The following is a 19,465-nucleotide window of genomic DNA, read 5'->3' on the forward strand; positions in this document are numbered from 1 at the left end:
GGTCGCTCCGCGGGTTCGGTTCCTGCGGCGCAATCCCGCCGACCCGCCCCGGAAGTCGACGACGTCCCGGAGCAGATGCGGATTCGCAGGGAGAAGCGTGAGCGGCTGCTCGCGCAGGGCGCCGAGGCGTATCCCGTTGTGGTGCCGCGCACGCACTCGCTGGCCGAAATTCGGGCCGCCTTTCCCGATCTGCCCGCCGATACCCAGACCGGGCAACTGGCAGGCGTCGTCGGCCGCGTCATTTTCCTGCGCAATACCGGCAAGCTGTGTTTCGCCACGCTCCAGGAGGGCGACGGCACCAAGCTGCAGGCCATGATCAGCCTCAACGGCGTCGGAGCGGACGCGCTCGCGGCCTGGAAGGCCGATGTGGACCTCGGTGACTTCGTTTTCGTGCACGGTGAGGTCATCGCCTCGCGCACCGGGGAATTGAGCGTCATGGCCGATTCCTGGTCCATGTCCGCCAAGGCGCTGCGGCCGCTGCCGGTGGCGCACAAGGAGATGAACGAGGAGTCGAGGGTCCGGCAGCGCTATGTCGACCTGATCGTGCGCCCCGAGGCCAGGGAAATGGCGCGCACGAGGGTCGCGGTGGTGCGCGCGCTGCGTGCCGCGCTGGAGCGCCGCGGTTTCCTCGAGGTGGAGACGCCGATGCTGCAGACGCTGCACGGCGGCGCGGCGGCCCGGCCGTTCGTCACCCGTTCCAATGCCCTCGATATGGACCTCTACCTGCGCATCGCGCCGGAACTGTTCCTCAAGCGGTGCGTGGTCGGCGGTTTGGAGAAGGTCTTCGAGATCAACAGGAACTTCCGCAACGAAGGCGCCGACTCGACCCATTCGCCCGAGTTCGCAATGTTGGAAACGTATGAGGCCTATGGCACGTACGACGACTCGGCGAAGATGATCCGGGAATTGGTGCAGGAAGTCGCGCAAGAGGCTTTCGGCACCCAGGTGGTGACCCTCGCGGACGGTACCGAATACGATCTTCGGGGCGAGTGGGCGACCGTCGAGATGTACCCTTCGCTGTCCGATGCGCTGGGTGTCCGAGTCACCCCGGAAACATCGGTCGAGGAATTGCTGGCACTCGCCGATCGGGTCGGACTGGAAATTCCGGAGGGCAAGGGCTACGGCCACGGCAAACTGGTCGAAGAACTGTGGGAGCACGAGTACGGTGACAAGCTCTATGCGCCGACATTCGTACGCGACTTCCCGATCGAGACCTCGCCGCTGACTCGTCAGCACCGCAGCAAGCCCGGAGTTACCGAGAAGTGGGATCTGTATGTCCGCGGCTTCGAGTTGGCCACCGGCTATTCGGAGTTGGTCGATCCGGTGATCCAGCGCGAGCGGTTCGTGGACCAGGCTAGGCTCGCCGCGCAGGGCGACGACGAGGCAATGGCGCTGGACGAGGACTTCCTTGCCGCGATGGAGCATGGTATGCCGCCGACAACTGGAACCGGTATGGGAATCGATCGGTTGTTGATGGCACTCACGGGATTGGGAATCCGCGAAACGATACTGTTCCCAATTGTGCGTCCGGTCACTCAGCGAGGTGTGAGCGACCGACGCACAGGCGACGCCGGAGCGTAACCAGCCAGCGGTCGGCGAACATCGCAAATCAAACAGAGTCGGGTGCGTTTCGATAGCCGAAGTCTCGTCTTGGAATTTTCTGAATTCGAGGTATTCTTGCCTCGGGTAATCGGCCTAGTATGCGGGTCGCACGATTTCGAGAGGACGTTCATCTCATGGCAAAGAAGGTCACCGTTAGCCTGATCGACGATGTCGACGGTGAGTCCATCGCGGACGAGACCATCGAGTTTGCGATCGACGGTGTGTCGTACGAGATCGACCTGTCGTCGGCAAATGCCGCGAAGCTGCGTGACGGGCTGGAGCAGTGGGTTTCCAGTGCGCGCCGGGTGAGCGGTCGTCGCCGCGTGAAGGCCGCCGCGGGTACCGCCGCCACCCCGAAGAGCCGGGTCTCCATCGACCGGGAACAAAGTGCGGCAATTCGCGAGTGGGCGCGCCGGAATGGCCACAAGGTCTCCGCTCGCGGCCGTATCTCCGCCGACATCACCGACGCGTACAACAAGGCCGCGAAGGGTTAGTACTTTTCCACCCGCTGCCGCCTGGGCGAATCGTGCGACGCCCGGGCGGCAGCAGCATTTCGTCGGGCATCGGGCCCGACGCCGACCATCGACCGGACCGGCACGATCTTGCTCGTGGTACCCCGAAGCGGCACCATGGAAACTGTGCGAAGGTCGTCACTGGCGGTATGGAGAGATGAGGTATCGGCGCAGTGACTGGATTCGTCGGATCATTGTTGCGATTCACCGATGACTCGGGTCGCCAGCAGGAGCTGATGCTGAGCCCGGATCAGCAGCGAGTCACGATCGGCCGTTCGCCCCATGCCGATCTCGCGTTGCGCTGGGACGCGGAGGTCTCGCGCCTGCACGCGGCCGTCGAATACCTGGGCGCGCACTGGACGATCGTGGACGACGGGCTTTCCCGCAACGGCACCTTCGTCAACGGCGAGCGACTGGTCGGCAGGCGCCGCCTGATGGCGGGCGACAAGATCCGGGTCGGCACCTCGCTGGTCTCCTTCCACGATTTCGGCGCGGTCGCCGACGACGCCACCCGCACCTCCACCGGCTCGATTCCCACCCTGCGTTCGCTCACCGAGACCCAGCGAGCGGTGCTCGTCGCGCTGTGCCGCCCGTACAAGAACGGCGCGGGCTTCGCGACCCCGGCCTCCAACCAGCAGATCGCCGAGGAACTGTTCCTCAGCGTCGACGCCATCAAGACCCACCTGCGCGCCCTGTTCGCCAAGTTCGGTGTGGAGAGCCTGCCGCAGAACCAGAAGCGGGTGCGGCTCGCGGCGTTGGCCATGCAGAGCGGCATCATCTCCGACCGGGATCTCTGAACCGCGTCTGGACGCCCGCTTAAGCGGGCGAGCGTCTCGACCATGGAGGCGCGGGCCCTTTCACGATTGACTTGTACTCGTCGCCGGACCGAGAAGATTCGGACCCGGACTGTGAGGCAGGAGAAATCGAATGTTCGCGCTGAGAATCGCCGCGCTGGTGGCGGCCGTGCTGGCTACGGGTCTGACCGCCGGGGTGTTCTACGCCTACGCCATCTCGGTGATGCCCGCGCTGAAGCGCAGCGACGATCGGACCATCATCGACCTGATGCAGAAGATCAACGTGGTCATCATCAACCCCTGGTTCATGATCGCGTTCCTCGGCACCGTCGCGTTCGGCATCATCGCCGCGCTGCTGCACTTGGGCCGGGATCACCGCGCGACCCTGGTCTGGATCGGTATCGCCGTGGTGCTCAACGTGATCGCGTTCGCGGTGACCGCGGGATTCAACGTTCCGCTCAACGATCAGCTGGCCGCCGCGGGCGACCCGGCGCAGATCGCGGACATGGCGGCGGTCCGGGCGAACTACGAGGCCGCCTGGGTGCGCTACAACGTGATTCGCGCCGTGGTGCACACCTTGGCCTTCCTCGTGCTGTGCGGCGCGCTGTTCGCGGCGGGCGTCCAGCAGGGCAAGAGCGAGGCCGCGGGTCCGGCCCAGGCTGGGACGGCCTACGCAGCGCCCGCCGGATTCGGTGCGCAGCCCGCGGCGGCACACCGGCTCGGCTGATCCTCGTCGGTAGAACGGGTTATAAGTTACCCGCCGGTATCGGCACTATCTGGGACACGTCGTCGGTAGCTTCTTCTGGAACAAGTTCCAGAATTGGAGGCTCCATGCGACGTGTCCCAGTTCCGTTCGTGGTGGCCTTCGTGCTCGCCGCACTGTGGATCGGTGCGGCGGGTTCGGCCCACGCGCAGCGCTACCCGGTCGTCTACAACTTCTTCTCCGGCATTCCGTCCGAGCTGACCAACCCGGGTGGCTCGCTGCCCGGCGCCAACGACTGGTCCTGCCGCCCGAGCGCGGAGCACCCCAATCCGGTGGTCCTCGCGCACGGCACCGGAGGTGGCGCGCAGACCAATTGGGGCGTGTACGTGCCGCTGCTCGCCAACGAGGGCTACTGCGTCTACTCGCTGACCTACGGCGCCCACGCGCTGCCATGGCCGTTGTCCGCGATCGGCGGCATGCGGCCGATGGAACAGAGTGGCCTGGAATTCGCCGCCTTCGTCGACCGCGTGCTCGCCGCGACCGGCGCCGCGAAGGTGGACGTCATCGGGCACTCGCAGGGCAATTTCATCGGCAATTACTACGTCAAGCGGCTCGGCGGCGCGGACAAAGTGGACAAGCTCGTCGGCCTCGCGCCGCCCTGGCTCGGCACCAACGCCGGGGGCCTCGGCAACGCCGCCGCCTTCGCGACCCGGCTCGGCGCGGGCGGGATCTTCGACTCGGCGGTCGGCGCCACGCTATGCCACGCCTGCCGCCAGCTCATCGCGGGTTCGCCGTTCCTGGAGTCGCTCAACGCCGACGGCGTCTACCACCCCGACGTCACCTACACGAACATCGCCACCCGGCTCGACGAGGCCGTTATCCCGTACACCGCGGGGCTGGTTCCCGGCCCGAATGTCACGAATGTCGTGGTTCAGGACGGTTGCGCACAGGATTACTCCGAGCACGCGGGCATCGCGGGCACCGCGCGGGCGGCGGGATTCGTCCTGAACGCACTCGATCCCGCCCATCCGCGGCCGGTGCCGTGCCAGTTCGCCGCACCGTTCACGGGCTGACCTCGGGAGCGGCAGCCGCCCGGCCGCCGGATTGATTCGAAAATCGCGGATTGCCGGGAACACCGGGGGTCGTTCGGTCGTTTGCACTGGCAGGGGCGTCAACGGGGCGACGATGGCCCGTGGATCGGGGCGAGATCGCCGGATCAGAGGGTGTTCGCTGTCGGCAAAACCGGATCGGAAACGAAACCCGAAACGCTCACGTTATGAGTGAATGACCGTGCTGTCGCTGGTCCCCAATAGGGTGGACTGGAGGCGGCCCGGACCCCCGCCAACTAGAGTGGAGGCGGGGGCCGCAACCCCCGGGCTTCATGGCAGGCTGACGACCGAAGGTTGACCACAGCACTGAAGCGTCGGACGCCTATGAAGGTCTGAGCAGGAGAGTGAGGGAGCGATGTTCGAGAGGTTCACCGACCGCGCGAGGCGTGTCGTTGTCCTGGCCCAGGAAGAGGCCCGGATGCTCAACCACAACTACATCGGCACCGAGCACATCCTGCTTGGCCTCATTCACGAGGGCGAGGGAGTCGCGGCGAAGTCGCTGGAGTCCCTTGGCATTTCGCTGGAGGGTGTGCGCAGCCAGGTGGAGGAGATCATCGGTCAGGGCCAGCAGGCCCCGTCCGGCCACATCCCGTTCACCCCGCGCGCCAAGAAGGTGCTTGAGCTGAGCCTGCGCGAGGCGCTGCAGCTCGGCCACAACTACATCGGCACCGAGCACATCCTGCTCGGCCTCATTCGCGAAGGCGAGGGCGTTGCGGCGCAGGTGCTCGTCAAGCTCGGCGCCGACCTCAACCGGGTCCGCCAGCAGGTCATCCAGCTGCTTTCCGGGTACCAGGGCAAGGAGCCGGTGGAGTCCGGCGCCCGCGGCGAGGCCGGGACCCCGTCCACCTCGCTGGTGCTCGACCAGTTCGGCCGCAACCTGACCCAGGCTGCGCTCGAGGGCAAGCTCGACCCGGTCATCGGCCGCTCGAAGGAGATCGAGCGCGTCATGCAGGTGCTCAGCCGCCGCACCAAGAACAACCCGGTGCTGATCGGCGAGCCCGGCGTCGGCAAGACCGCCGTCGTCGAGGGTCTTGCGCAGGCCATCGTCAACGGCGAGGTCCCCGAGACGCTGAAGGACAAGCAGCTCTACACCCTCGACCTCGGTTCGCTGGTCGCGGGCAGCCGCTACCGCGGTGACTTCGAAGAGCGCCTGAAGAAGGTGCTCAAGGAGATCAACACCCGCGGCGACATCATCCTGTTCATCGACGAGCTGCACACGCTGGTCGGGGCGGGCGCGGCCGAGGGCGCCATCGACGCGGCCTCGATCCTGAAGCCGAAGCTGGCCCGCGGCGAGCTGCAGACCATCGGCGCGACCACCCTCGACGAGTACCGCAAGTACATCGAGAAGGACGCCGCCCTGGAGCGCCGCTTCCAGCCGGTTCAGGTGGGCGAGCCGACCGTCGAGCACACCATCAACATCCTCAAGGGTCTGCGCGACCGCTACGAGGCGCACCACCGGGTGTCCATCACCGACGGCGCGCTGGTCGCCGCCGCGACGCTGGCCGACCGCTACATCAACGACCGGTTCCTGCCGGACAAGGCGATCGACCTTATCGACGAGGCGGGCGCGCGCATGCGCATCCGTCGCATGACGGCTCCGCCGGACCTGCGCGAATTCGACGACAAGATCGCCGACGCGCGCCGGGAGAAGGAGTCCGCGATCGACGCGCAGGACTTCGAGAAGGCCGCGCGACTGCGCGACAAGGAGAAGCAGCTCGTCGCCAAGCGCGCCGAGCGGGAGAAGCAGTGGCGATCCGGTGATCTGGACGTCGTGGCCGAGGTCGACGACGAGCAGATCGCGGAGGTGCTGGCCAACTGGACCGGTATCCCGGTGTTCAAGCTCACCGAGGAGGAGACCACCCGTCTGCTCCGCATGGAGGACGAGCTGCACAAGCGGATCATCGGCCAGGAGGACGCGGTCAAGGCCGTCTCCAAGGCGATCCGCCGCACCCGCGCCGGCCTGAAGGACCCGAAGCGTCCGTCCGGCTCGTTCATCTTCGCCGGTCCGTCCGGTGTCGGTAAGACCGAGCTGTCCAAGGCGCTGGCGAACTTCCTGTTCGGCGACGACGACGCGCTCATCCAGATCGACATGGGCGAGTTCCACGACCGCTTCACCGCCTCGCGGCTCTTCGGCGCCCCTCCGGGCTACGTCGGCTACGAGGAGGGCGGCCAGCTCACCGAGAAGGTGCGCCGCAAGCCGTTCTCGGTCGTGCTGTTCGACGAGATCGAGAAGGCCCACCAGGAGATCTACAACACCCTGTTGCAGGTCCTCGAGGACGGCCGCCTGACCGACGGCCAGGGCCGGACCGTGGACTTCAAGAACACGGTGCTGATCTTCACCTCGAACCTCGGCACCTCGGACATCTCGAAGGCCGTCGGTCTGGGCTTCTCGCAGTCCAACAACGAGGGCTCGAACTACGAGCGGATGAAGCTCAAGGTCAACGACGAGCTGAAGAAGCACTTCCGGCCCGAGTTCCTCAACCGCATCGACGACGTGATCGTCTTCCACCAGCTCACCAACGCGCAGATCGTCGAGATGGTGGACCTGATGATCAACCGCGTCGCCACGCAGCTGAAGAACAAGGACATGGCGATCGAGCTCACCGAGAACGCCAAGAACCTGCTCGCCAAGCGTGGCTTCGACCCCGTGCTCGGTGCCCGGCCGCTGCGCCGCACCATCCAGCGCGAGATCGAGGACCAGCTGTCGGAGAAGATCCTCTTCGGCGAGATCGGCCCAGGCCAGACCATTGCCGTGGACGTCGAGGGCTGGGACGGCGAGGGCTCCGGCGAGGACGCCAAGTTCACCTTCACCGGCAAGGCGAAGCTGACCAAGACGCCCGTCGAGGAGAAGCCCGAGGTCGTGCTGACCGGCGCGGGCGAGGGCTCCACCACGGAGGCCGCGTCCGGCGAGTAAGCCGCAACGAAAGGCCCGCCCCCAACGGAAATCCGTTGGGGGCGGGCCTTTTTCGTACGTGTTTCGGGGTACGTGCTTCGGCGTTTGTGCTCAACCGAAGTGCATGATCGCCGCGGAGCCGGTCTTCGCGGCGTCGCGGAAGAACGTGACGAGGGCGTCGTAGTGGTAGCGCAGGTAGCCGAGTCCTTCGTCGCCGTCCCTCGTCCAGATGCCCGGATAGACGTTCGCCTCGTCCATGGCGGCGGGGTCGTAGTGGGCGGCGAGCGCGGTGAACGGTGTCGCACGCAGCCGCTCGCCCGTCGAGCGGACGAGATCCGGCGACCACGCGTAGTACTCGTCGACGATGAGATCACCGTCGTAGAACAGGTTTACCCTGGACTCGGCCGCTTCGAGCAGATAGCGCAGCCCGTCCCACGACTTGTCGAGGTACCCGCTGGGATCCCCCTTCGCCCGCTCGATATCCCAAACCTCGTCGCCCGCTTCCGCTCTCGCGGCGACCAACTCGCCCAATCGTTCCGCCGTGACCTTGGTGAACGACAGAATCACTCCCATTGGTTTCCCCACTCCGTCGGACTACGGGAACCGTCCCGAATTCCGATCCGACTGTCTGCCTTGTCGATCTAGTCGGAATGTAGTCGGGTCGACCGACAGTTTTCCCGTCCGGCCGAAGTGCGGATCAGGCAGGGGATGCGGGCGCGGAGCTGCCGTGCGCACCGGCGGCATCCGGGCTGCCGGTGAATGGCGAAGCGCTGCGGTTGTGACCGTCGTGATCGCCGGTCCCGGCGGATGTGTCCTCGGTCTCGGACGCGATGTCGCCGAGGGCGTTCGGGTTCGTTGTCGCGGTCCTGAGCCGCGGGCGGCTTCGGTCGCGGAATTACCTTGTGCACCTGCCTAATTCGGGCTGCCGACCGCCCGTTTCGGCGGTGGTGTTGTGGCCGTTGCGATCGCCGGCCCCGGTGGCCGAGTCGCCGGTGTGGGTCGTGGTGCCGCCGCGGGCGTTCTAGTTCGCCGCTACGGTGCCCGCGTCGCCAGGGGATGTGGGCTCGGAGCTGTCGCGCGCGCTAGCGGCATTTGGTTTGCCCGTGGATGCTGGGGCGGTGCTGTTGTGGCCCTTGCAATCGCCGCGCGCGGCGTCCGAGCTGCGAGTGTTGGGCGCGGTGGCGCTGCGGTTGTCCTGGCTGGTCGCCGGGGTGTCGTAGGCGCCGAGAGAAGCATGCGTGGAGCTGTCGCGTGCGGCGGTGTCTAGGCCGCCTGTAGATGCGGAGGCGGTGCCGTTGCGGGTCTTGCGGTCTTCCGGCGTGGTGTCCCCGCTGCCTGTGGTCGACGAACCGTTGCCGCCGTGGGCGTTCGGGTTCGTTGTCGCGGCGCCTGCGTCGCCGGGGGATGTGGGCGCGGAGCCGTCGGGTGCACTGGCGGCTGTGCTGCCAGTGGATGCGGAGGCGGTGCCGTTGCGGCTCTTGCGGTCGCCCGGCGCGGTGTCCTCGCTGCCTCTGGACCTCGATCCGGTGCTGCCGTACATGTTCGGCGAGCTGTCGGGTGCACCAGCGGCGTCTGCGCTGCCGGAGGATCCTGGGGCGGTGTCGTTGCGGCCCTTGTGATCGCCGCGCGCGGCGTCCGCGTTGTCGGAGGACGCACTCTCGGACCCGTTGCGGCCCATCGGCTCTGCCGTATTGTCCGGCTCGGCGCGGACCTTTTCCGCTACGCCGTCGCCGCTACTGGCCGCGACTTCGGCGGGGCGGGGTGCGGGGCGCGCGGGCACAGGAACGGTCTGGCTCGGTAGCCGGGCCGCGACGCGGAATCCACCGCTGGGTCGCGGGCCCGCGGTGAGCGCTCCGCCGAGGGCGTGCGCCCGCTCGCGCATCCCGATGATCCCGTTGCGGCCGCCGGAGCCGGATCGGAGCGCGGGGGCGGTGGGGCGGGCGTTGTCGATGGTGAGGTCGACGGAGCCGACCGCATAGCGGACGGTGACCGTGGCGCTCGCGCCCGGCGCGTGGCGCACCACGTTGGTCAGGGATTCCTGAACGATCTGGGCCGCGACGGCGTCGATTTCGCTGGGCAACGCCTGCGGTTCGCCGATGACGCGGGTCTCTACGGTCAGTCCCGCTTCACGTGGCCGCCGCAGCAGCGCGTCCAGATCCCCGATGCTCGGCGCGGGCGGACGCGGCGCCTCCTGCTTCTTCGGCGGCTCGGCCGGGCGGAATTCGGAGCGCGGCTCCCGGACGGCGGCGCGCAGGTCCTCCGGCTGCTTACCCGGCTCCGCCGTACCGGACACCCTCCGCTGGCCCGGCGCCGCGCGCCGCAGACCGCGCAGGCCCCGCGCGGGACGCGACGTCTCGGTCGAATCACGCTGCACCGGTGCGGTTTCGGGATCAGCGAGTGTCGCGCCCATGCGGATGGTCTGGAGCAGGGTGTGCACCTCGGCGAGGGATTCCTTGCTCGCCGCCTTGATCGCGGCGAGCGCCGTCCTTGCCTGCTGCGGCCGCTTGTCGAACAGCTCCAGCGCCACCGAGGACTGCACGTTGATCAGCGAAAGACTGTGGGCCAGTACGTCGTGCAGCTCCCTGGCGATGGCCAGCCGCTCCTCGGTCGCGCGGCGTTCCCGCTGCGCCTGCTCGTCGCGACGGGCGGCCTCCTCGCGTTCCTTGCGGGCGTCCAATGTTGTTTGGCGCTGGCGCAACCCTTCGGCCGCGCTGATGAGCACGGCCGACCACGCCAGCATCCCGAAGACCTGCCAGCCGTTCACCGACTCACCGAGCGACGCGGGCAGTGGCCACACGAAGAGTACGAAGCCGATCGGTACGAGTGGGTATGTCCACCAACGGGATCCGATCGTTCCCGCGGTAAGGAAGGCGATCACCAGCGAGAGGAAGATCGGACCGTACCCGTAGCCCAGCGCCAGATAGATGCCGCACGCGGCAAGCGCGATCACCAGCACCGGCAGCGGCTGAACGCGCCGGAACGCCAGCGCCACCGGCCCCGCGATCAGCAGCAGATAGCCGAGCACATCCACCGACTGCGTGCCGGTCTGGTGCAAATTGGCGCCGCGACCCCCGGCCACCTGGACTACCGCGACGATCAACGCGAGGCCCCAGTCCCATACGACCGAGCCACGATTCGCTATGCCTGGCGCACTCACCCTTGCAGCCTAAGGCGTACCTGCGCATCCGCTCCGGCCATGCGCGGGATTTCGGACGGACTTCGTCCGGCAGCCCGTGTGTGAGTGCTGCGCTGGCGGTGCCACAGAGGTTGTTGACGCCTCGCATAGGCATCGGCTGTGTGAGGCGTGTGAACGGTGTGTGGGAGCGGCGAATTGGGGTGGTGGCTAGCGGGATTCGCCGAGGAGGGTGTGGGCGATTCGGGTTAGTCCCTGGGTGATGGCGGGTGGGGTGAGGCCGCGTTTGCGTTGTGCGAGGTAGACCTCCGCGGCCAAGGGCGCCAGGAGTGCGTCGACGAGTGCGTCCGGATCGCGCACGTCCGCGGCGAGCAGCAGCGCACGCACGTGGGCGTACCAGAATCCATAGGCGCCGGTCGCGAAGCGGGCGCCGCCGGTTTCCGCACCGAGGACCAGATGGGCGTGGTCGTCGAGGAGTTCGACCATCGCCTCGTAGAAGGCGGCCAGGCGGTCGGCTGGGGACGCGCCGGGGCCGAGGGGTGGTTCGCCGTGCAGCAGGCGCTCTTGGAGGGCGCGTTCGTGCGCGTCCAAGAGCGCGACGGCGATCGAATTCGTGTCCGGGTAGCGGCGATACAGCGTGCCGCGGCCGACGCCCGCCGCCTTGGCGATGTCGTCCATGGTGACCGCGCGCGGATCGCGGCTGGCGAAGAGCTTCGCCGCCGCAGCGAGGACCTTGGCGCGGTTGCGTGCCGCGTCCGCGCGTTCGCTCGGTTGGTCGAGCGGTGCGCCGGTGAGCAGATCCGAACGGGTGTCCATGACAGCGACTCTAGCGGAGTTCGGAATAAGTGGACAGTATGTCCGGTTGCCTGTTAGCGTCAAACCGGACAATGTGTCCGATTGGTCGAAAGGGTTGAACCGTGAAACGCAGTGAACGAACCAGGTGCCAGGGCGCGGTGCACTTGCTGGAGTCGAGAGTCGGTGGGGGCGCAGGCATGAGCGAACGCAGTGAGCGAATCATGTGCCAGCGCGCTGTGCGCATGCCGGAGCCGAGCGTCAGCGAGGTGCAGGCATGAGCACTTTGTTGCACCTGGACGCGAGCGCCCGTCGGCGTTCCATCAGCCGGGAACTGAGCGCGGAGTTCGCCACCGCCTGGCGCGCCGAGCATCCGGACGGCGGGTACTTGTACCGCGATCTGGCGACCCGGCCAGTGCCGTTCATCGGCGAGGCGTGGACCGAGCTGTGCGACGCGGTGCTTTCGCGCGGCGGCTTCGACCCGGAAGAGCTCGACGGACTGGCGACGACTCCGGCGCAGACCGCCGCGCTCGCGATCCTGCGGCCTCTGCTGGACGAGGTGCTTGCCGCCGACGTGATCCTGATCGGCACCCCGATGTACAACTATTCGATTCCAGCCGTACTGAAGGCCTGGCTGGACCAGCTCACCTTTCCGCGAATGTCGTTGGGGCACCGCCGTTTCGTGGTCGTCTCCGCGCGCGGCGGCAGCTATTCGCCCGGCGCGCCCAAGGCGGCTTTCGACTACCAGGAGCGCTACCTGCGCGACTTCTTCGCGGGCCACTTCGCCGTCACCGACACGGTTTTCGTGCACGCCGAACTGGCCAACTCGCGCCAGGACCCGGCACTGGCCGACCGCCGAGCCGAACACGACGACTCCTACGCGAAGGCCACCGAAACCGCCCGCTCCCTCGCGGCGCGGTACTGAACCGTGCGCCGGAATGACGCGAGTACCTCAATGACTGGAGCACCGAAATGAACTGGCTCGTACTAGGTCTCGCGGGCCTCGTCGAGATCGTCTGGTCGCAGAGCATCAAACCCACCGAGAACTTCACCCGCCCACTACCCACCCTCGTGTGCTTCGTCCTGGGCAGCCTAGCGGTGTATTTGCTGTCCAGGGCCATGCAGACGCTACCCGTCGGCACCGCCTACGCCGTGTTCACCGGCATCGGCGCGGTGGGCGCGATCGCCCTCGGCATCGTGGTGCACCGTGATCCGTTCAGCGCGGGCCGAGTACTCGCGCTCGCGCTGATTCTCGGCGGCATCGTGCTCGCCCGGGTGACCAATCCCGAGTGACCGCCGATCACGTCGGGGTAAACGCTGTGGGGGCTTTGGGCGCGGGGTATATGGTCCGGTGATGGTCGACCAGTCAGTTCGTCTCCCGGATCTGTCCGCACGGCCCCACGACCTCACCGTGGAGCGGGTGATGAAAGCACCGCCGAGCTTGCTCTACGCCGCATGGACAGAGGGGTTCGACATCTGGTTCGCCGCCCCGGATTCGGTGCGGATGAGGCCAGCGGTGAACGAGCCGTTCTTCTTCGAGACCGAGTTCGAGGGCAAGCGCAACCCGCACTACGGCCGTTTCCTGCGACTGGAGCCGGAGCGCCTCGTCGAGCTGACCTGGGTCACCGGCGAGGGCGGCACCGAGGGCGCCGAGACGGTGGTGAGCGTGCAGTTCGTCAAGCAGCCGCGCGGCATCCGGCTTCGCCTGCGCCACTCGGGGTTCGCGAGCGAGGCGGCCAGAGACCGGCACCGCGCCGCGTGGCCGCAGGTGCTCGAGCAGCTCGATCAGAAGCTCGGCGCGGTCGGCTGACGGCTCGCCAGCGGAAGCGGTGTCCACGGTTCGGCTGTGCGGGTAGGTTCTAGCCTGCACGAGTTCGGCTCACTTCGTGAAAGGACAATGATGCCAACACGTACCGCGCGCACCGCTTGGACCGGAGGTCTGCAGGACGGCTCCGGCCAGGTGGAGCTGACCAGTTCGGGCGTCGGCAAGTACGACGTGTCGTTCCCGAAGCGTTCCGCGGAGGAAGCCGACGGCACAACCAGCCCCGAGGAACTGATCGCGGCCGCGCACTCCTCCTGCTACGCCATGGCGCTCTCGGCGCAGATCGGCAACGCGGGCGCCACCCCCGAAAGCCTTGACGTCACCGCCGATGTCACCCTCGGCCCCGACCCGGCGGGCGGCTTCCGCATCAACGCGATCAAGCTGACCGTCCGCGGCCGGGTGTCCGGCATGGACGCCGACGGCTTCCTCGCCGCCGCTGAGGCCGCCAAGGCGGGCTGCCCGGTCTCCAAGGCGCTGGCGGGCGTCGACACCATCAGCCTGGACGCCGCGCTGGCGTGACCGTTCGATTCCCCGCACTCCTCGCGCCGAGCGGGGAGTGCGGGGAGTCATGCGGTCGCGCGGCGGGCGAAGTACGCACGGGCGTCGGGCGCGTACATGGCCGGGATCGCTACGAACACGGCGAGCACGTGGATCGCGCGCAGCAGGCCGAGGCCGAGCGAGCTCGGGGTGACGGATACCGCCACGCCGGAGAGCAGCGCCGTCACCGGTTCGACGAGCAACGAAGCCAGGCCGAGCACACCGATGCCGAGCACGAGCGCGAGCCGTGCGACACGGTCCCCGCGCGCCATCCGCATCACGACGGCCAACACGAACAGGTAGATCGCGAAGCGCAGGGCCAAGCCGACGGCGAGGCCTGGCACGTCGGCGTCGGACCGTTCGAGCGTCATCGCCGTGCGCGCCAGCGCCTCGCCGACCCCGGCGAGCAGCGCGATGACGAAAGCCGTCACCGCGAGCGTCACGGAGCGCGGCGAAACGACAGCGGAACCAGAAGGGGCAGTGCCGGTCATGAGACCGACACTGCCCCTGAACTTCTGAACGCGGATCACCCCGCGGTAGCGACCTCGCTCCGTACCTGGGTGCTACGCCCAGCGAACTCGGTGAGCGCCGCGAAGCCCAGGCCGAGCGCCGCCCACAGCGTGGCGGAGACGGCCAGCGACGCGACACGGAACTGCCACAGCAGGCTCGGCGGGAAGTCGGCGGAGACCTCGTCGACGCCGGGCAACAGGACGTAGCCCAGCGTGGTGATCAGCACGAACGCCGCGACGCCCGCGATAAGCCGGACGGTGTCCAGTTGCCCGCGCAGCAGCTTGTACACGTACACCCCCGCGCCGACGGCCGCGAGGCCGAGCAGCACCGAGGCGACCCACAGCAGGGTGCGATCGTTGATGGTCTCCGGGTCGCCCACCGCGGGTGGGTTCGCCGGGTACTTGAAGAACGGCACCGCGACGATCGCGGCCCAGCCAGCGACACCGAGCCCGATCGCCAGTTTCGGACCGGACAGTGCGGTGTGGCGCCGCGCGAAATGCGCGACCGAGGCGAAGATGGCGCCGAAGGCGAGACCGCTGAGGCCGAGTGCCAGGAACTGCCCGAACTTCTGTCCGGGCCTGCTGACCAGCGGCTCTTCCTCGTCGCCGTGGGAGTGACCCGCGGCGGGTTCTTCGGGCGCGTGGTGCGACTCTTCGGTGGCCGCGCTCGCCTCCTCGATGGCGATCGCCGCGTCGACCTTGGGTTCACCCACGAAATAGCCAACCGTGGCGGCAAGCAGACCGGCGATCAGACCGGCGAGCAGGCCGCGCAACAGCAGGGTCTTGAGGGATCCGGCCAAGGGGACGGCGGCCGACGGAACGGGTTGGTTCAGTGGCACGGAACACCCAGCAGATGCCGTCCGTCATGCATCAGCTCGTGCATGAACATCCCGCTGCGCGAGATGGCGCCCTGATCGAAACCGACCAGGTACAGCGTGAGCAGTGCGAGCAGAACGACACCTACCGTGACGAGCACGGTCGCCAGCGAATCGGTTGCCTGGCTCGGTGAATGCGCGATGGCCATTCGAGTCCTCCTAGGGATACGTCCCTGCCGGGTTGTGGCCCGGCCGGGGCGCTTTCGCGTCCCGTGAGATGGGTGCGATGGGTGCCGGTGTCTGGCTTTCCGGCACCTTGCCTGCCCCCGCCACTCGGCGGAGAACGGACTCGATGCTTGGAACACAGTGGCGCGACCGCTCCGGAATCACACCGGAATTACCGCATCACCCTCGCTTGGTCACCTCGAACTGTGACACCACGGCGCGCCCGTCGTCAACACGGTCGACGCCTGTTGACCACGGTGTGGGCGAGTCGTTACCCGCCGGAACTCAGGACGCGGGCTTGGCCGCGACGTCCATGACGACCTCGAACTCGAGCAGCGAAGCGCCGGTCGAGACCGGCTTCTTGTCGCCGCTGCCCGCGTGCGCGGCACGGGCCGGACCGTCCCGCCACGCGGCGAAGGATTCCTCGGAATCCCACTGGGTCACCACGAAGTAGCGGTTCTCGCCCGCGACCGGACGCAGCAGCTGGAAGCCGAGGAAGCCTGGCGAGTTCTCCACCGCGTGCGCGCGGTGCGCGAACCGCTTCTCCAGCTCGGGTCCTGCGCCTTCGGGAACCTCGATCGCGTTGATCTTCACGACAGCCATGAACTCGACAATACGTCGCCCGTTCGCGGGCGACCGCGCGCCCGGACGAGCCCGGGGGCACAATCGACCCGATGTGGTACGACGAAGGCGGAGCAGGCGTGCCGATCCTGCTGCTGCACGGTTTGATGGGCAGCGCGCGCACCTGGGGCGACCAGCTGGACTGGCTGCGGGCGCACGGGCACGTCTACACCTACGACGCCGCTGGCCACGGCCGCCCTGCCCCGCCCGAACTGACCACCGAGGCCTTCGTCGCCGACCTCGCCGAGGCCACCGCGCACCTCGCCGAGCCGATGGTCGTGATCGGCCATTCCATGGGCGCGCTGCACGGCTGGGTGTTCGCCGCGCACTATCCGGAGCGGGTGCGCGCGCTGGTGGTCGAGGACATCGCCCCCGACTTCACCGGACGCACCGCCGCGGACTGGGCGGCCATGATCGAGGCGTGGCCGCAGCCGTTCCCCGACGCCGACTCGGTGCTCGAGTACTTCGGCCCGGTCGCCGGTCGCTACTTCTTGAACTCCTTCGAGCACGGCCCGGACGGCTATCGGCTGCACGGCTCGGTCGCGACCTTCCGCGACATCTCCGAGGAGTGGGGCAGTCGCCATTTCTGGGAGCAGTGGCGGGCCGTGCGCGTCCCGGTGCTGCTCATCGAGGGCGAGCACACCATCACCCCGGCCGGGCAGATGCGCGAAATGGCCGAGACCAACGCGAACGCGGAGTACGTGCTGATCCCTGACGCCGGGCACCTGGTGCACGACGACCAGCCCGAGCGCTACCGCGCCGAGGTCGAGCGATTCCTGCGCGAGATTTTGGACTAGGCGAAGTTCGGCCAGACCGAAGGTGACCCCCAGCCCGCCAGACGGACCGGATGTCACCTTCGGTCGGCGGCTACGGGTGCGGGTGAGATCGACAGAAGGTGGCATTCGGTCGGTATGAGGCGCTGGAGGTCACCTTCAATGGGGGTCGTTGCGGGCGATCGACTAACGATCACCCTCGCCCGCGAGCGCGAACAATCCATCAGCCGTCTGCTCGATCAGCCCGTCGATCAGCAGGGAGTCGAGCGCGCGATCGCGCTGTCCTGGATCGCGCGTCCAAGCGAGGTCGAGCCGCACCCGTTCCACCGGCCCGGTCGCGGCGCGCAACACATCGAGCAGGCGGCCACGCGCTTGGCGGTCGGTGCCCTCGTACTTCTGGGTCCGGCGCACCACCTCCGACACCGGACGGCCCGCGGTCACCCAGGCGCAGGTCGGCAGCGGGCAGCGCGCGCAGTCGGGCGTGCGCGCGGTGCAGACCGTCGCGCCGAGCTCCATCAGCGCAGCGGAAAACCTTGCCGCGCGGTCGATTTTCGCGGGCAGCAGCGCCTCGGTCTCGGCGAGGTCGCGCGCGGCCGGGTTGCCCGCTTCGGCGCGGCCGTGCACGGCGCGCGCGACGACCCGGCGCACATTCGTGTCCACCACCGGCACGCGCTGGCCGTAGGCGAAGCAGGCGACCGCACGCGCGGTGTACGCGCCGATGCCGGGCAGCCCGAGCAGCACCTCCACGTCGGCGGGGACCTCGTCGCCGTGTTCCTCGGCCAGCACCCGCGCGCACTCGTGCAGCCGCAGCGCGCGCCGCGGATAACCCAGCTTGCCCCACGCGCGCAGCACCTCGGCTTGGGAGGACGCGGCCATCGCCGAGGGCACCGGCCAGCGCGCCACCCACTCCAGCCAGATCGGCTCCACCCGCACCACGGGTGTCTGCTGGAGCATGATCTCGCTCATCAGGATCTGCCACGCGGTCACGCCGGGGCGTCGCCACGGCAGGTCGCGGGCTGTCTCGGCGTACCAGTCCAGCAACACGTCGGCGTCGATGCCGCGATCGCCGAACTGTTGCAGGGGCGGGGTGATCCGACCTGTGCCGCTACGCATTACCCTCACCGTCCCCGCCACCCGGCGGCCAGTCGATATTTGCCGACCCGTAACGAACCTGACTCGCCGGTAGCGAATGCCTTGTGCACAATGGTCGGTATGTCTGATTCAAACCCGATCAGCGCCTGGAAATCTCTCCGCGAGGGCAACGAGCGTTTCGTCAACGGCACGCTTCTGCATCCTAACCAGGGCGCAGCCGACCGGGCCAAGCTCGTCGGCGGTCAGCATCCTTCGGCCATCCTCTTCGGTTGCGGCGACTCGCGTGTGGCCGCGGAGTTGATCTTCGACCAGGGTCTCGGCGACATGTTCGTCGTGCGCACCGCGGGCCACGTGGTGGACAGCTCGGTGCTCGGTTCGATCGAGTACGGCGTGCACGTGTTGAACGTGCCGCTCATCGTCGTGCTCGGACACGACAGCTGCGGCGCGGTGAAGGCCACCGTCGACGCGCTCGACGGCGGCGAGGTGCCCGGCGGATTCATCCGCAGCGTCGTGGAGAAGGTGTCGCCGTCCATCCTGATCGGCCGACGCGAGGGCCTGTCCGACGTGGACGAGCTCGAGGCGAGGCACGTGGTCGAGACCAGCAAGCTGCTCATGGAGCGTTCGTCGATCATCGCCGAGCGGGTGAAGGCGGGCGAGCTCGCCATCGCCTGTGTCACCTACAAGTTGGCCGAGGGCCAGATGAAACTGCACAGTGCCGTCGGCAACATCGGCGAGGTCGCCTGACCCGTTCGCGGAGCGGAGTTTCCCCAGCGTGCCGGGGGCGTCGCACCCGGCGCTACGGCGTCGTCCAGTCCGACACGCCGAGGTCCTGAGACACCGCGCCCGGTGCTGCCCGTAAGTTTGAATCGTGCTGGAACCGACTGGACCGCTGCCTCCGGAGATCTACTGGCGTCGTCGCGTTTTCGCCATCGGAATCCTGGTCGTGGCGCTCGCGCTGGTGATTTGGCTGGTGGTGATGGTCGTGCGCGGTGGGGGCTCGCCCGGTGACGTCAAGGCGGCCGCGACGAGTTCGACCTCGTCGGTGAAGAAGTCGGGTGATACGCCGAAGTCCTCGCCGAGCGCGGACGCTCCCAAACCCTCGGTGACCCCGGCGGCCAGTCCGGCTCCGGTGGCGGCCGGTCAGTGCCCCGATCAGTCGCTCGCGGTGAAGGTGACCGTCGAACAGCCCACCTACAAGGCGGGCGAGCAGCCGGTGTTCGGCATCGTCATCACCAACATCTCCTCGGTGACCTGTGCCCGCGACGTCGGCTCCGGGTTGCAGCAGATCTCGGTCTACACCCTCGACGGCAGCCGCAAGCTGTGGTCGAGCACCGACTGCTATCCGGACGGTCAGCCCGACGTGCGCAATCTGAATCGCGGTGAACAGGCCGCATTCCAGGTCACCTGGTCCGGCTCGACATCCCAGCCGAATTGCGCCGGCGAGCGCGTCCCGGTCCCGCCCGGGGCGTATTCCGTTGTCGCGCAACTCGGTTCGGTGCGCAGCGCGGCCGAGCCGTTCAATATCGCCTGAGC

Annotated in this window: 21 protein-coding genes; 13 read left to right on the forward strand and 8 right to left on the reverse strand. The window is 68.0% G+C overall.

Features of this window, described 5'->3' with window-relative positions:
• Positions 1-75 precede the first annotated feature (75 nt).
• The 6 genes from lysS (at position 76) to CRP45_RS28200 (ending at position 7,634) form a co-directional block, all read left to right on the forward strand.
• Entirely contained in the window at positions 76-1,581 is a 1,506-nt protein-coding gene (gene lysS / locus CRP45_RS28175; protein WP_067790102.1) for a lysine--tRNA ligase, read from the forward strand.
• Between the two features lie 155 nt (positions 1,582-1,736).
• Entirely contained in the window at positions 1,737-2,096 is a 360-nt protein-coding gene (locus tag CRP45_RS28180; RefSeq protein WP_067790005.1) for a histone-like nucleoid-structuring protein Lsr2, read from the forward strand.
• Between the two features lie 254 nt (positions 2,097-2,350).
• Positions 2,351-2,911: an FHA domain-containing protein gene (locus CRP45_RS28185; RefSeq protein ID WP_245910550.1), complete on the forward strand. Its 561-nt coding sequence runs from the start codon at positions 2,351-2,353 to the stop codon at positions 2,909-2,911.
• A gap of 130 nt (positions 2,912-3,041) precedes the next feature.
• Positions 3,042-3,635 (forward strand): anthrone oxygenase family protein, encoded by a 594-nt coding sequence (locus CRP45_RS28190; protein ID WP_067790011.1) that lies wholly within the window; start codon positions 3,042-3,044, stop codon positions 3,633-3,635.
• A 104-nt stretch (positions 3,636-3,739) separates the two neighbouring features.
• Positions 3,740-4,684, forward strand: coding sequence for an esterase/lipase family protein (locus CRP45_RS28195; protein WP_097247748.1), 945 nt, complete (start codon positions 3,740-3,742; stop codon positions 4,682-4,684).
• 391 nt (positions 4,685-5,075) lie between these two features.
• Complete coding sequence (locus tag CRP45_RS28200; RefSeq protein WP_067790016.1) at positions 5,076-7,634, forward strand: ATP-dependent Clp protease ATP-binding subunit; 2,559 nt, start codon at positions 5,076-5,078, stop codon at positions 7,632-7,634.
• A gap of 90 nt (positions 7,635-7,724) precedes the next feature.
• Here the strand turns inward: CRP45_RS28200 and CRP45_RS28205 are convergent, their stop codons facing one another.
• The 3 genes from CRP45_RS28205 to CRP45_RS28215 form a co-directional block, all read right to left on the reverse strand.
• On the reverse strand, positions 7,725-8,186 hold the full coding sequence (locus tag CRP45_RS28205) for a YfbM family protein (RefSeq protein ID WP_097247749.1): 462 nt from the start codon (positions 8,184-8,186) through the stop codon (positions 7,725-7,727).
• Positions 8,187-8,634: 448 nt separating this feature from the next.
• Positions 8,635-10,770 carry a histidine kinase gene (locus CRP45_RS28210; protein ID WP_245910520.1) on the reverse strand — a complete coding sequence of 712 codons (2,136 nt, stop codon included), beginning with the start codon at positions 10,768-10,770 and terminating at the stop codon, positions 8,635-8,637.
• Positions 10,771-10,956: 186 nt separating this feature from the next.
• Positions 10,957-11,562: a TetR/AcrR family transcriptional regulator gene (locus CRP45_RS28215; RefSeq protein ID WP_097247751.1), complete on the reverse strand. Its 606-nt coding sequence runs from the start codon at positions 11,560-11,562 to the stop codon at positions 10,957-10,959.
• 253 nt (positions 11,563-11,815) lie between these two features.
• On the opposite strand from CRP45_RS28215, the gene CRP45_RS28220 reads away from it, so the two are divergent.
• The 4 genes from CRP45_RS28220 to CRP45_RS28235 all read left to right on the forward strand — a co-directional run bounded on the left by CRP45_RS28220 (position 11,816) and on the right by CRP45_RS28235 (position 13,879).
• The gene (locus CRP45_RS28220) at positions 11,816-12,463 is read left to right on the forward strand and encodes an FMN-dependent NADH-azoreductase (RefSeq protein WP_097247752.1); all 648 of its coding nucleotides are present in this window, start codon (positions 11,816-11,818) and stop codon (positions 12,461-12,463) included.
• 47 nt (positions 12,464-12,510) lie between these two features.
• The gene (locus tag CRP45_RS28225) at positions 12,511-12,831 is read left to right on the forward strand and encodes a DMT family transporter (RefSeq protein ID WP_097247753.1); all 321 of its coding nucleotides are present in this window, start codon (positions 12,511-12,513) and stop codon (positions 12,829-12,831) included.
• Positions 12,832-12,892: 61 nt separating this feature from the next.
• Positions 12,893-13,348 carry an SRPBCC family protein gene (locus CRP45_RS28230; RefSeq protein ID WP_097247754.1) on the forward strand — a complete coding sequence of 152 codons (456 nt, stop codon included), beginning with the start codon at positions 12,893-12,895 and terminating at the stop codon, positions 13,346-13,348.
• Positions 13,349-13,438: 90 nt separating this feature from the next.
• A complete protein-coding gene (locus tag CRP45_RS28235; RefSeq protein ID WP_067790105.1) occupies positions 13,439-13,879 on the forward strand; it encodes an OsmC family peroxiredoxin in 441 nt (146 codons plus the stop codon).
• A gap of 47 nt (positions 13,880-13,926) precedes the next feature.
• Here the strand turns inward: CRP45_RS28235 and CRP45_RS28240 are convergent, their stop codons facing one another.
• From CRP45_RS28240 to mhuD, 4 genes are all read right to left on the reverse strand, one after another.
• Positions 13,927-14,388, reverse strand: a complete 462-nt coding sequence (locus tag CRP45_RS28240; RefSeq protein WP_143861563.1) for a hypothetical protein — start codon at positions 14,386-14,388, stop codon at positions 13,927-13,929.
• A 35-nt stretch (positions 14,389-14,423) separates the two neighbouring features.
• On the reverse strand, positions 14,424-15,245 hold the full coding sequence (locus CRP45_RS28245) for a CbtA family protein (protein WP_245910522.1): 822 nt from the start codon (positions 15,243-15,245) through the stop codon (positions 14,424-14,426).
• Complete coding sequence (locus CRP45_RS28250) at positions 15,236-15,430, reverse strand: CbtB domain-containing protein (protein WP_067790036.1); 195 nt, start codon at positions 15,428-15,430, stop codon at positions 15,236-15,238. Before CRP45_RS28250 ends, CRP45_RS28245 begins: the two co-directional genes overlap by 10 nt.
• 301 nt (positions 15,431-15,731) lie before the next feature.
• The gene (gene mhuD / locus CRP45_RS28255; protein ID WP_067790039.1) at positions 15,732-16,049 is read right to left on the reverse strand and encodes a mycobilin-forming heme oxygenase MhuD; all 318 of its coding nucleotides are present in this window, start codon (positions 16,047-16,049) and stop codon (positions 15,732-15,734) included.
• 71 nt (positions 16,050-16,120) lie between these two features.
• Here mhuD and CRP45_RS28260 point away from each other — a divergent pair, with 71 nt between their 5' ends.
• Entirely contained in the window at positions 16,121-16,864 is a 744-nt protein-coding gene (locus CRP45_RS28260; RefSeq protein WP_097247757.1) for an alpha/beta fold hydrolase, read from the forward strand.
• Positions 16,865-17,026: 162 nt separating this feature from the next.
• Here CRP45_RS28260 and CRP45_RS28265 read toward each other — a convergent pair whose 3' ends face one another.
• Positions 17,027-17,953, reverse strand: a complete 927-nt coding sequence (locus tag CRP45_RS28265; RefSeq protein WP_097247758.1) for an HhH-GPD family protein — start codon at positions 17,951-17,953, stop codon at positions 17,027-17,029.
• Between the two features lie 99 nt (positions 17,954-18,052).
• On the opposite strand from CRP45_RS28265, the gene CRP45_RS28270 reads away from it, so the two are divergent.
• Both CRP45_RS28270 and CRP45_RS28275 read left to right on the forward strand, forming a co-directional pair.
• The gene (locus CRP45_RS28270) at positions 18,053-18,676 is read left to right on the forward strand and encodes a carbonic anhydrase (RefSeq protein ID WP_067790109.1); all 624 of its coding nucleotides are present in this window, start codon (positions 18,053-18,055) and stop codon (positions 18,674-18,676) included.
• A 124-nt stretch (positions 18,677-18,800) separates the two neighbouring features.
• A complete protein-coding gene (locus tag CRP45_RS28275) occupies positions 18,801-19,463 on the forward strand; it encodes a DUF7974 family protein (protein ID WP_097247759.1) in 663 nt (220 codons plus the stop codon).
• The last annotated feature ends 2 nt before the right edge of the window (positions 19,464-19,465 follow it).

This window comes from Nocardia amikacinitolerans (assembly GCF_900215415.1).
GTDB lineage: Bacteria > Actinomycetota > Actinomycetes > Mycobacteriales > Mycobacteriaceae > Nocardia > Nocardia amikacinitolerans.